Origin of the sequence: Rathayibacter sp. VKM Ac-2801 (assembly GCF_009834245.1) — a bacterium.
Taxonomy (GTDB): Bacteria; Actinomycetota; Actinomycetes; order Actinomycetales; family Microbacteriaceae; genus Rathayibacter.
Window position 1 is genome coordinate 3,023,261 of the sequence record NZ_CP047183.1, and the last position, 11,719, is coordinate 3,034,979.

The following is an 11,719-nucleotide window of genomic DNA, read 5'->3' on the forward strand; positions in this document are numbered from 1 at the left end:
CCTACCGTCGGAGCGTGTCCCCCCTCCTCGCCGCCCTCTCCGGCCTCGGCTTCGGCCTCTCGCTCATCATCGCGATCGGCGCGCAGAACGCCTTCGTGCTCCGCCAGGGCCTCCGCCGCGAGCACGTGCCCGCCGTCGTCGCGATCTGCGCTCTGTGCGACGCCGCACTGATCGTGCTCGGGATCGCGGGGATCGGGGCGGTCCTGGAGTCGGCGCCGTGGCTGCTGGTGGTGATCCGCTGGGGCGGCATCGTCTTCCTCCTCGCCTACGCGGTGATGGCGGCGAGGCGCGCACTGCGGCCGGGGACGCTCGACGGCGATCATGCCGGCGCCTCGACCTCGCTCCGCACGGCGATCGGCACGTGCCTGGCGCTCACGCTGCTCAACCCGCACGTCTACCTCGACACGGTCGTGCTGCTGGGGTCGGTCGCGAACACGCACGGCGACGAGCGCTGGTGGTTCGGGGCGGGGGCGGCGGCCGGGAGCGTTGTATGGTTCACCGCTCTCGGCTTCGGAGCGCGGGCGCTGCGGCCGCTGTTCCGGAGCCGCGGGGCCTGGCGCATCCTCGACGCGGCCGTGGCGGTCGTGATGGTGGTGCTCGCGGTGTCGCTGGCACTGCACTGAGGCGCCGCGCCTCTCCTTCTCCTGCCGGAGGGTGACCGCCGACCGCGCCGCCGGGCCGGGATCGGTGGTGCGCTCGCGTGCCTGAGGCGGGCGGCGGCCATCGGGAGACGCCGGTCCGCGAGAGGATGTGCGGCATGGTCCAGATCCCGCGGTTCCGGTCGATCCGCTTCACGCGGCCGGAGTGGGCCCTCATCGGCATCACCGCGATCTGGGGAGGGACCTTCCTCGCGGTGCACGTCGCGATGGAGCACAGCGGACCGCTGTTCTTCGTCGGGATGCGGTTCGCGACCGCGGGGCTGATCAGCGCCGCCGTGTTCCACCGGTCGCTCCGCGGGATGCGGCGGATCGACCTCGCCGCCGGCGTCGCGATCGGGGTGATGATCTTCGCGGGCTACGGCCTGCAGACCTTCGGACTGCAGACGATCACGAGCAGCACCTCCGCGTTCCTCACGGCGCTGTACGTGCCGCTGGTGCCGCTGCTGCAGTGGGTCGTGTTCCGGCGCCGCCCGGGCGCGCTGACGCTGGTGGGCGTCGCGCTGGCGTTCGTCGGGCTGCTCCTGATCGCGGGCCCGCAGCCGGGCGTCGCGCTCGGAGCGGGCGAGGTGGCGACGATCGTGAGCACGCTGCCGATCGCGGCGGAGATCATCCTGATCGGCCTCGTCGCCGGACGCGTGGACCTCGGCCGGGTGACCGTGGTGCAGCTGCTGGTCGCCGGCGCGCTCGGGTTCGCCTCGATGCCGCTCGCGGGCGAGGCGGTCCCGGCGTTCTCGTGGGTCTGGCTGATCGCCGCGCTCGCGCTCGGGGCGAGCAGCTGCCTGATCCAGCTGACGATGAACTGGGCTCAGCGCTCGGTCTCGCCGTCGCGCGCCACGATCATCTACTCCGCGGAACCGGTCTGGGCCGGCCTGATCGGCCGCCTCGCCGGCGACCGCCTCCCCGCGCTCGCCCTGCTCGGGGCGGGGTTCATCGTCGCGGGCACGCTCGTCAGCGAGCTGAAGCCGCGCCGGGAGCCCGGGCCGCCGGCTCTCAGGTGACGGCGGGGAGGGCGGCCATGGCGACGAGCGCTCCGCCGGCGTCGATGATCTCGACGGCGGCGACGGACTCGCGCAGGACGGCCGCGTTCATCTCGCAGTCGAGCTCCGCGGAGCTGCCGAGGAAGGAGCCGGACGGGAGCCGCTCACCGGAGCCGGTGATCAGCACGAGGTCGTAGCTCTCGCCGAGGGCGAAGCCGGTCCCGCGGAGGATCGTCTCGGTGCCCCAGGTGTGCGCGACCAGCGAGCCGTCGAGCGTCACGCCGGCCGTCCGCTCGTCGAAGGCGATCGCCTCGACGGCGCCGAGCGTCCCGGGCGGACCCGCGACGGGGCGCTCGTCGGCGGACCGCAGGGCCGCTCCGGCGACGCCGCCCACGACGAGGAGCGAGGCCGCCGCCGCGACGGCGAGCACGGCACGGAGGCGCAGGGCGCGGAGGCCCGGGGCGCGCTCGGGCCGCTCCCCGGCGAGCGCGGCGACGCGCGACCGCAGCTCGGGCGAAGGCTCCGCCTCCTCCCAGCGGCCCAGCGCGCCGAGCCGGTCGACCACCGCGCCGAACGACGCGAGCTCGCGGTCGATCGAGGGGTCGGCGGCGCGCAGGAGCTCGAACTCGCGCGCCTCCTCGGCGGAGAGGTCGCCGGCGAGGGCCGCGGCGAGGAGCTCCTCGCGGCGGCCGCCTGGCTGGTCTCGGTCGGTCACGGTCTCTCCTCATCGGTGGGTCCGGCGCCCGCGAGGTGACCGCGGAGCGCTCGGAGAGCGTAGAAGGCCCGGCTGCGCAGCGTCGCGACCGGCACGCTCGTGGCGGCCGACAGCTCGGCGTACGTCTCGCCGTGCAGGTGGACGGCGACGACGACCTGCCGGTGCTCGGCGGAGAGCCGCGCGAGCGCCTCGGCCATCGCGAGCGGCTCGAGGGGGTCGCGGTCCTCCGCGGGCACCTCCTCCAGCACCTCGGCCTCGACCAGGCGCGGAAGGCGCTGACGCGAGCGGTGCACGTCGATGACGACGTTGCGGGCGATGGCGAAGAGCCAGGTGCGGGTACTGGCGCGCTCAGCGGAGTAGCTCGCCCGCGAGCGCCAGGCGCGCAGGAACGTCTCCTGCACGCAGTCCTCGGCGAGGCCGCGGTCGCGCAGGGCGTTGAGCGCGAAGCCGAGCAGCGCGGACCCGTGCTCGTCGAAGGCGGCGGCCGGGTCGAACTCCGCCCTCCGGGGTTCGAGGCGCACCACGGGAGCCGGGACCTCCGAGTGCTCGCGCGGCATCGCGGGCCCTTCGTCTCGTCGTGCCGTCGCCGTCCGCGCCACACCGCCTCCTCGTCGGGACCGGTGGTCCGTCGGAAGGGGGTACGGCCGCGGCGGCAGCAGCGTTCATCGGAGGCGAGGACCGTCTCCGTGAAGATCTTCTCAGATGGAGTGAACGCAGCGCCGCTCCCGGCCGTACCCCCTGCATCGGGCCCGATCGGCGCTCGCGAACGAAAGGCTCCACCATGACGAAGACGTCCCCCGCGCGGAACCGCGCCGGCCGCCGCCTGCTCTCCCTCGGCGGCATCACCGCCGTCGCGGCCGCCTCCTTCTTCGCCGCCGCGCCGGCCCAGGCCGAGACCGAGGTCGCCGAGCCGTCCTCCTTCACCAGCGCCTTCACGGTGATGGCGACGCCCGACCAGGTCGTGAACGCCGACTCCGCTGCGACCCCGGGCCAGCCCGGCGCCGCGGGCGAGATGACCTTCCGGGTCAACAGCGACCTCGACGTGATCTGCTACGACATCACCCTCACCGGCGTGACCGGCGATTACCAGAGCCCCGCGAAGACCGCGACGCACATCCACCAGGCGGCGCTGGGCAAGGCGGGCCCGCCGCGCATCGCGTTCCCGAACCCCGCGCCGGTCGGCGACGGCCCCCGCACCAGCAGCGGCTGCCTGCAGGGCCCCTTCACCACGGGCATCCAGGCGAACGGGGCCGACACCGGCGCCGGATTCACGCTGAAGGCGCTCGAGGCCGATCCCGCCGCCTTCGCGGGCGACTCGCACACGGCCTCGTACGCGGCGGGCGTCGTCCGCGGCCAGCTCTCGCAGGTGCCGGTCGGCGGCCTCCAGACCGGTGGCGGCGCGACCGCCGCTGGGAGCGACGCCACGGGCTCGTCCGGTCTCGCCGCGGTGGCCGGCCTCGGAGCCGTCGCCGCCCTCGGCGCGGCCGGAGTCGTCATCGCCCGCCGGCGCACCGCCTCCTGATCGTGGGCACCCGGTCGAGGAGCGGCGCGGCGGCACTGTGCGCCGTGCTGCTCCTCGGGGGGTGCGCCGCCGCGGACCGGACGGCAGGGGCGGGGCCGCGGGCCGACGTCGCCACGGCTCCCTCCGGTGAGCTGCCCGCGAGCGCCGCCTCCGCCGCGCCTCCAGCCCCCGCCCCCGTGCCCGCCGCCGCCGCGCCCACGCCCACCGTCGGCGTCGAGCCCGCCCGGCTGAGCGTGCCCGCGATGGGCCTGGACGAGCCGCTGATCGCCCTGGGCATCCAGTCGGACGGCGCCATGGAGGTGCCGGTGGACTACGACGACGTCGGCTGGTTCTCGGAAGGCGGGCGCCCGGGCGGGAGCGGCCGCACCGTGATCGCCGCACACGTCGACTCACGGTCCGGTCCCGCCGTCTTCTTCCGCCTCGGCGAGCTCGCCCCGGGCGACGAGATCGCGGTGAGCGGAGTGGACGGCTCCGACCACCGCTACCGGGTGACGGCGGTCGAGTCCCACGCCAAGGCCGCGTTCCCCACCGCCCGCGTGTTCGGCGCGACCCTCGAGGAGGAGCTGATCCTCGTGACCTGCGGCGGCGAGTACGACACGGCGATCGGCCGCTACCGGGACAATCTCGTGGTGTTCGCCGCTCCGGTCTGACGGAGGGGTGGGGGCGGCTGCACGAGAGACGAGTTGCACGAGCGGGCCGTCGGCGCAAGGGGCCGGGCGCGCGGGCGCGGTGTGGTCGGATGAAGAGGGCCGGTCATCGCCGACTCCCCCCCCCTCCCCGCCGTCTCCCGCACCCCGCCGCCTTGGCGCGCCCGATCCGACAGGACGCCCGTGTCCACCAGCCCCCGCCCCACCCTCTTCGCCCTGCCCGGACTCGGGCTCGACGGCCGGGCCTTCGACGCGCTCGCCCGTGAGCTCGCCGACGTCGCCGACCTCGTCGCGCTCGACCTGCCCGGCGGATCCGGGACCTCTCTCGAGGAGATGACCGCCGCCACGATCCGCCGGATCCGCGAGCACGGCGCCTCCCGCTGGTTGCTCCTCGGGCACAGCATGGGCGGGAAGATCGCCTCGCTCGTGGCCTCGCGCACGGTCACCGGCCGCTCGGGCCTGTTCGGACTCGCCGGCGTCGTGCTCCTCGCCGGGTCGCCGCTCTCGCCCGAGCCGATGGAGGAGGAGCGCCGCTCGACCATGCTCGGCTGGGTCGACGACGGACACCTCGACGAGGCGCAGGCGCGCGAGTTCGTCGACCAGAACGTCGGGTCGCCGCTGCCCGCCGACGCCGACGCGGAGGTGCTGGCCGAGCTGCGCCGCTACTCCCCCGAGGGCTGGCGCGACTGGCTCGAGCACGGCAGCCGCGAGGACCGCAGCGGCGAGGCCGCCCTCGGCGCCGTGCCCGCGCTCCTGATCGCGGGCGGCGAGGACGGCGACCTCGGTGCCGACGCGCAGCGCCGCCTCAACGGCTCCCTCTACTCCCGCGCCCGGCTGCTCACGCTCGCCGGAGCGGGCCATCTCCTGCCGTTCGAGCGCCCGGCCGAGGTGGCCGCGGCGATCCGCCGGTTCTGGGAGGAGGAGGCGGGCACGGCGCCGTCGGTCCCGGCCGACGTCGGCGCGGCCATCGCCTCCGCCCGCACCTCCACGCGGGTGCGCGGGCTGCTGGCCGTCCGCGCGCTCGCCGACGACCCGGAGTACGCGCCGCGCGCCCTGACCGTCGCCCAGCTCGCGGAGCTGCGCGCGATCGCCGACCGGGTCGTCCCGCAGGAGGGCGGCCGGATCGACCTGGCCGCCCGCGTGGACGCGCAGCTCGCGAACGGCGAGGGCGACGGCTGGCGCAACGCCGACCTGCCGGCCGACCCGATCGCCTACGGTCTGGCGCTCGACACCCTCCGGGGCTTCGCCGACCTCGGCCCCGCCGAGCAGGACGCCCGCCTCACCGCGATCGCCGACGGCTCCGCGGAGCCCGGCGAGCCCTCGGCCGGCGGGCTCGGCGCCGAGCAGCTGACCGCCTGGTTCGAGGACTGCCGCGTCGACCTGGTGAAGCAGTGGCTGGCCCACCCCGCGTCGATGGCGCGGATCGGCTACGACGGCTACGCCAGCGGCGGCGACACGCTGCCGCTCGTGACGGGCTTCCGCCTGCTCGGCGCCGACGACCGCGAGACCTGGGAACCGACGACGAGGAGTCACCGATGAACACGACCGGCATGCGCCGCTTCCCGCTCGACGAGACGGTCGACGCCGTCGTGATCGGCACCGGGGCCGGCGGAGCGCCCCTGCTCTCGGTGCTCGCCGCTCGCGGGCTGCGCGTCGTCGCCCTCGAGGCCGGACCGCACTTCGATCCGCTGGGCCACACCTCCGACGAGACGGCGGCCGTCGAGATCAACTGGATGGAGGAGCGCCTCAGCGGAGGCGAGACCCCCACCGCCTTCGGGCAGAACAACAGCGGCCGCGGCGTCGGCGGCTCGACGCTGCACTGGGGCGCGTTCACGCCCCGCCCCGACCCGCGCGACCTGCGGCTCCGGAGCGACTCCGGTGTCGGCCGCGACTGGCCGATCGAGCACGCCGAGCTCACCGCGTACATCGAGAAGGTGGAGGCGACGATCGGAGTGGCGGGTCCGGCCGAGTACCCGTGGGACCCGTCGCGCCGCTACCTGCAGGGACCGCTGCCGCGGAACGCCTCGGCCGACATGATGCTGCGCGGCTGCGCGGCGATCGGGATGCGCGCGACCGACGCGCCCGCCGCCGTGCTCAGCACGGGTCGCGACGGCCGTCCGGCGTGCGTGAACTGCGGGCAGTGCCATCAGGGCTGCCGGACCGGCGCGAAGACGAGCATGGACGTGACCTACCTGCCGGAGGCGGTGCGGGCCGGAGCTGAGATCCGGGCCGACTCGTTCGTGCACGGGATCGAGCTGGACGCCGCGGGACGTGTGTGCGCCGTGGTCTACACGAGCGATGGAGTGGAGCACCGGCAGCGCTGCTCCGCCCTGTTCCTCTGCGCGGGCGGCGTCGAGACGCCCCGGCTCCTGCTGCACACGGGCATCGCGAACAGCAGCGGGCAGGTGGGCCGGAACTTCCTGGCGCACGGGGCGACCCAGGTCTGGGGCACCTTCGAGAGCGAGATGCGCGGCTACCGCGGCTACCCCTCCTCGGTGATCACCGAGGACACCGTCCGCCCGGCCGACGCGGACTTCGCGGGCGGCTACCTGATCCAGAGCCTCGGGGTGATGCCGCTGACCTACGCGACGACGCTCGCCCGCGGCGCGGGACTCTGGGGTCCCGATCTGATGGACGCCCTCGACGGCTACCGCTTCGCGGCGGGCGTCGGGATCAACGCGGAGTGCCTGCCCGCCGACGGCAACCGGCTGGAACTGACCGACGAGCTGGACGAGCACGGCGTGCCGAAGGCGCGGATCACGTTCTCGGCGGGCGCCAACGAGGAGGCGATCGACCGGCACGCGATCCGGACGATGACCGCGATCGTGGAGGCGGCCGGCGCGACGAGCACGCGGGTGATGGCGCGCACGGCGCACACCCTCGGCACCGTGCGGATGGGCACCGACGCGGGCGCCGCGGTCGTGGATGCGGACGGCCGCAGCTTCGACGTGCCGAACCTCTGGGTGTGCGACAACTCGGTGTTCCCGAGCGCACTGATCGCGAACCCGGCGCTCGCGACGATGGCGCTCTCGCTGCGGACGGCGGACCGCTTCCTGGCGGCGTAGCGGCGAGCGGCGGAGTCGCGGGACCGGACTTCCGGCGAGGGGCGCTGCACGGCAGGGCAGGGCAGGGCAGGGCAGGAGGGTTTCGGAGCCTCGCGCGATCGCGCCGCCCTCGGCGAGACCCGCTCCGGTGCTCGGCGCCATGTGCTCGTGCGTTCGTCGCCACGGCGTCTCGGGGGCGCGTCGATGCACGCGGTTCCTCGGATCCGCGGCAGCGTGCAGGGGTCAGAACGGCGGCGGGTCGTCGAACCTCGGAAGCGCACCCGATCCGGGCGGTCGTGCGGGGAGACCCGGCGGCCGCGTCGTGATGCGGCGCCCGGTGGGAGTGGTCCAGTCGGCGGTGCCGTCGGGATGGAGGAGGTAGGTCCAGCGATCGCCGTGGCGGACGTGGTGGTGGGCGACGCAGAGGCTGGCGAGGTTGCCCGGGTCGGTGCCGCCTCCGTTGCGCCACTCGACGACGTGGTCGGCCTCGGCGGTCGTGGCCGAGCGCGTGCAGCCGGGGAACCGGCAGGTCACGTCGCGGAGCTGGAGGAGGAGCCGCAGCTCGCGGTGCGGGAGGCGGCGGGTGCGGCCGACCGACAGGACAGCGCCCGTGACCGGCTCGGTCAGGACCCGCGTGACGGTCGCGGGGAGCAGGCTCCGAGCGGCCTCGGCCGGGACGGGCCCGTAGCCCTCGAGCTCGACCGGGTCGTCGTCGCGGCCGGAGGCGGTGCTCGCGGCCAGGCTGATGCGCACGTCGGCACGGATGCCGGGCACGACGGTCGGCGCGAGACGGTCGGCGCGGGCGTCCTCGGGGACGGTGCCGATGATGTCGCCGTCGCAGAGGATGTCGGCCAGAGCGTCGGCGCGCAGCTGGGAGAGGGTGCGCCCGTCGCCCTCGCCGACAGTCGGCACGGACGGGCCCGGACTGTCCGACTCCCTGCCCTCGGCGCCGTCGCGGAGGCTCCGGGCGATCCGGTCCAGGCGGCCGTACGCCCCCATCGCGACGTGCGCGGGCAGGAGGGCGCAGAGGGTCGCCATCCCGTCGACCTCGGGGCTCAACCAGACGGCGCGGTCCTCGCGAGCCCGCCGGTGGCGCTCGGCGAGGGGCTGCTCGTGGAGCTCCTCGCGCACTCGGGCCAGCGCCCGCCGCAGCTGCGTCGGCGTCGACCGGACGGCGAGCTCGGCCGCGCGCTCGTCGAAGGCGGCGCGGGAGCCCTCGGGCAGAGAGGCCGCGACCGCGCAGACCGCCTGCCCCGCCTCCCACCGCAGCCGCGCCTCGGCGAGCGCGGACCGGGTGCACGGCAGATCCTCGACCAGGAGGCGTGCGTGGTCGAGCTCGCGGGAGGCCACCCGCTCGGACACCCCGAGGGCTACCGCGAACTCCGCGCGGACCGACCGCTCGACGAGATCGCTCGACGCGTACGGCGCCGCACCTCGGGCGAACGACTCCGGGTGCTCCAGAGCCGCCCGGTGCCCGGCGTGCAGCTCCTCAGCGGCCGCCAGCAGCAGCGGGGACGCCGAGCGGGCGAGCTCGGCGGCGCGGTCGCCGCGCTCGCGCACCTCGCCGAGCACCGCCTCCGCCCCATCGGTCATCCCGTTCGATCTCATACGAGTATTGAATCAGGGACCACCGACACGCAGCGGCCGGACGGGCTCGATCGGGACGATCGGCCCTGATCCGCACCCTGTGGAGGAGCGTCGGCCGGTCGACCCTCCCGAGCCGAGCCGAACCGCGCCGCCCGCAGGCAGAGGACGACCCGCAGCCCGGGCGCCTCCGCACAGCCTCCGCCCGAGCAGCGAGCGCGCGCGCGAGCGCCGGCATCCCCTCGAACGCCCCGCCGCCCCTCGAGCCGCGCCCGCCCGGCATCGAGCACCGGCAGGCATCGCCCGACCAGAACGACAGGGCCGACCGGCCCCGATCCGCACCCTGTGGAGGAGCGTCGGCCGCTCGACTCTCCCGAACCGAACCGAACTGAACCGAACCGCGCCGCCCCGCGCGCAGAAGACGACCCGCAGCTCGGACGCCTCCGAACCGCCCCGCCCGCCCGAGCAGCGAGCTCCCAGCGCACCGCGGAGACCCGAGCGCAGCAGCGAGCGCGCGCACCAGCGCCGGTGTCCCCTCGAACGCCCCGCCTCCCCTCGAGCCGAGCCCGCCCGGCGGAAGCGCCGAACCGGGACCACCTCCCCCGCCGACACCTCGCAACCGCTCCCTACCGGCACCTCCGCGTGGCTCCGCAGCCGCGCCCGGCCGGCACCTCCCCGCTCGGGCCCCCGTCACCCGCCCCCGCGCTCCGCTAACAGCAGCCCCGCTACTCCCCGTCCGCGAAGTCGGTGCTGCGACTCAGCCCCTCCCACTCGTCGGCATCCGCGCGGAGGGCGTCGAGCGCCGAGCGGAAGGCGTCGGAGGAGTCGTTGCCGAGCAGGAGCAGCGACGGGGTCGTCTCCGACTCGACGACCCGGATCAGCGCGTCGGCCGCCCGGGCCGGGTCGCCCTTCTGCGTGCCGTGGGCCGTGTCGTTCTCCTTGCGGCGCCGGCCGGCGGTGTCGGCGTAGTCGGCGATCGGAGTCGCGGACTGGGTGAGCGAGCGGCCCGCGAAGTCGGTGCGGAACCCGCCCGGCTCGACCGAGAACGCTCGGATGCCCAGCGGCGCGACCTCCTTGCGCAGGGACTCGGTGAGCGCCTCGATCGCGGCCTTCACGGCGGCGTAGTAGCCGGAGCCCTCCGGCGAGATGCGCGCGCCGATCGAGGACAGGTTCACGATCGTGCCCGAGCGGCGCTCGCGCATACCGGGCAGCACGGCCTTGATCGTGCGGACCGTTCCGGAGAAGTGCGTGTCGAACAGGCGGTGGACGGCGGCCTCCTCGCCCTCCTCGACGGCGGCGCGGTAGCCGTAGCCGGCGTTGTTGACGAGGACGTCGACTCCGCCGAAGCGCTCCTGGGCGGCGTCGACCGCGGCGGCGACCTGCCCGTCGTCGGTGACGTCGAGGGCGAGGGCCAGGGCCGTCTCGGGGTGGGCCCCGGTGATGTCGCGGACCGAGTCGACGTCACGCGCGGTGACGACGGCCCGGTCACCGCGGGCGAGGACGGCGATCGCGAGGGCGCGACCGAGACCGGTCGAGCAGCCGGTGATGAGCCAGGTGGTCATGGTTCCTTCTTCCTCCGAGGTGACGCACCGCTCCTGAGGAGCGGCGCGCTCCAGTCCACCCCTCCACCCCGGCCGGCGGACAGGGGTGGACCGCTCACGCGAACCGACCCGCCACCTCCGCCAGGCACTCCCGGAACACCCGCACCGCCGGCGACGCCAGCTGCGCCTCGCGCTGGGCGGTGAAGATCGTGCGGCGGGGCGTGCCCGGCAGCTCGAGCAGGCGGCAGTCCGGCGCCTCGCCCGCCCAGACCAGGTCGGGCATCAGGGCGACGGCGTGGCCGGAGGCGGCGAGGCGGATCTGCGCCTGCAGGTCGGCGGTCTCGAAGCGGACGTCCGGCTCGAAGCCCGCGACCCGGCAGGTCTGCTCGGCGAAGTGGCGGCTCGCGGTGCCGCGCGGCTCCATCACCCAGGCGGAGTCGCGGGCCGAGGCGAGGTCGACGACGGCGGAGTCCCGGCTCACGGCGAGGCGGATCGCGTCGGTCGTCAGGTCGCTGCGGACCAGCCCGGGCAGCCACGAGGTCGAGTGGCCGGGGTACTGCTCGGCGACGACGAGGTCGAACTCCCGCGCCCACGACGTCTCGTGCAGCGCGCCCTCCGGCTCGCGCTGCACCATCTCGACCCGCACATCCGGGAAGCGGTCGGCGACGGCCCGGAGCGCACCCGGCATGAGCGCGAGGGCGGCCGACTGGAACACCGCGACGCGCACCCGCCCGGTCACCGACTCCCCCGAGGCCGCGAGCGCCGCCTCCGCCCGCTCGAGCAGGGCCATCACCTCGCCGGCCGCCTCGACCAGGATCTCGGCCTGGGGAGTCAGCTGCACGCGCCGGCCCGCCTTCCGCAGCAGCTCGACGCCGGCCTCACGCTCGAGCACGGCGAGCTGCTGCGAGACGGCGGAGGGACTGTAGGCGAGCGCCTCGGCCGCGGCGGCGAGAGTGCCGCGGATGGCCACCTCGCGGAGCAGGACCAGGCGGCGGACATCGAGCACGGCGTCTCTCCGATCGATCAGCTG

The 11,719-nt window shown here is 75.4% G+C and carries 11 protein-coding genes; 6 read left to right on the forward strand and 5 right to left on the reverse strand.

The window, feature by feature from the left end; translation table 11 throughout:
* Positions 1-14: 14 nt before the first annotated feature.
* Complete coding sequence (locus GSU45_RS14175) at positions 15-623, forward strand: LysE/ArgO family amino acid transporter (RefSeq protein WP_159915832.1); 609 nt, start codon at positions 15-17, stop codon at positions 621-623.
* A 134-nt stretch (positions 624-757) separates the two neighbouring features.
* Positions 758-1,657, forward strand: a complete 900-nt coding sequence (locus GSU45_RS14180; protein ID WP_208543440.1) for a DMT family transporter — start codon at positions 758-760, stop codon at positions 1,655-1,657.
* Here GSU45_RS14180 and GSU45_RS14185 read toward each other — a convergent pair.
* Complete coding sequence (locus tag GSU45_RS14185) at positions 1,650-2,351, reverse strand: hypothetical protein (RefSeq protein WP_159915834.1); 702 nt, start codon at positions 2,349-2,351, stop codon at positions 1,650-1,652. The genes GSU45_RS14180 and GSU45_RS14185 overlap by 8 nt on opposite strands.
* Complete coding sequence (locus GSU45_RS14190; RefSeq protein WP_159915836.1) at positions 2,348-2,908, reverse strand: sigma-70 family RNA polymerase sigma factor; 561 nt, start codon at positions 2,906-2,908, stop codon at positions 2,348-2,350. Before GSU45_RS14190 ends, GSU45_RS14185 begins: the two co-directional genes overlap by 4 nt.
* A gap of 224 nt (positions 2,909-3,132) precedes the next feature.
* Between GSU45_RS14190 and GSU45_RS14195 the strand changes: the two genes are divergently transcribed.
* The 4 genes from GSU45_RS14195 (at position 3,133) to GSU45_RS14210 (ending at position 7,585) form a co-directional block, all read left to right on the forward strand.
* Positions 3,133-3,873 carry a CHRD domain-containing protein gene (locus GSU45_RS14195; RefSeq protein ID WP_159915838.1) on the forward strand — a complete coding sequence of 247 codons (741 nt, stop codon included), beginning with the start codon at positions 3,133-3,135 and terminating at the stop codon, positions 3,871-3,873.
* Positions 3,874-4,049: 176 nt separating this feature from the next.
* Positions 4,050-4,523, forward strand: coding sequence for a class F sortase (locus GSU45_RS14200; RefSeq protein WP_244248127.1), 474 nt, complete (start codon positions 4,050-4,052; stop codon positions 4,521-4,523).
* Positions 4,524-4,703: 180 nt separating this feature from the next.
* Entirely contained in the window at positions 4,704-6,059 is a 1,356-nt protein-coding gene (locus GSU45_RS14205) for an alpha/beta hydrolase (RefSeq protein WP_159915842.1), read from the forward strand.
* A complete protein-coding gene (locus tag GSU45_RS14210; RefSeq protein ID WP_159915844.1) occupies positions 6,056-7,585 on the forward strand; it encodes a GMC family oxidoreductase in 1,530 nt (509 codons plus the stop codon). The genes GSU45_RS14205 and GSU45_RS14210 overlap by 4 nt, the downstream gene beginning before the upstream one ends.
* A 222-nt stretch (positions 7,586-7,807) precedes the next feature.
* On the opposite strand, the gene GSU45_RS14215 is transcribed toward GSU45_RS14210, so the two are convergent.
* The 3 genes from GSU45_RS14215 to GSU45_RS14225 all read right to left on the reverse strand — a co-directional run bounded on the left by GSU45_RS14215 (position 7,808) and on the right by GSU45_RS14225 (position 11,695).
* Positions 7,808-9,172 (reverse strand): HNH endonuclease signature motif containing protein, encoded by a 1,365-nt coding sequence (locus tag GSU45_RS14215; protein WP_159915846.1) that lies wholly within the window; start codon positions 9,170-9,172, stop codon positions 7,808-7,810.
* Positions 9,173-9,873: 701 nt separating this feature from the next.
* Positions 9,874-10,710, reverse strand: coding sequence for an oxidoreductase (locus tag GSU45_RS14220; RefSeq protein WP_159915848.1), 837 nt, complete (start codon positions 10,708-10,710; stop codon positions 9,874-9,876).
* A gap of 94 nt (positions 10,711-10,804) precedes the next feature.
* Positions 10,805-11,695, reverse strand: coding sequence for a LysR family transcriptional regulator (locus GSU45_RS14225; RefSeq protein WP_159915850.1), 891 nt, complete (start codon positions 11,693-11,695; stop codon positions 10,805-10,807).
* Positions 11,696-11,719 lie beyond the last annotated feature (24 nt).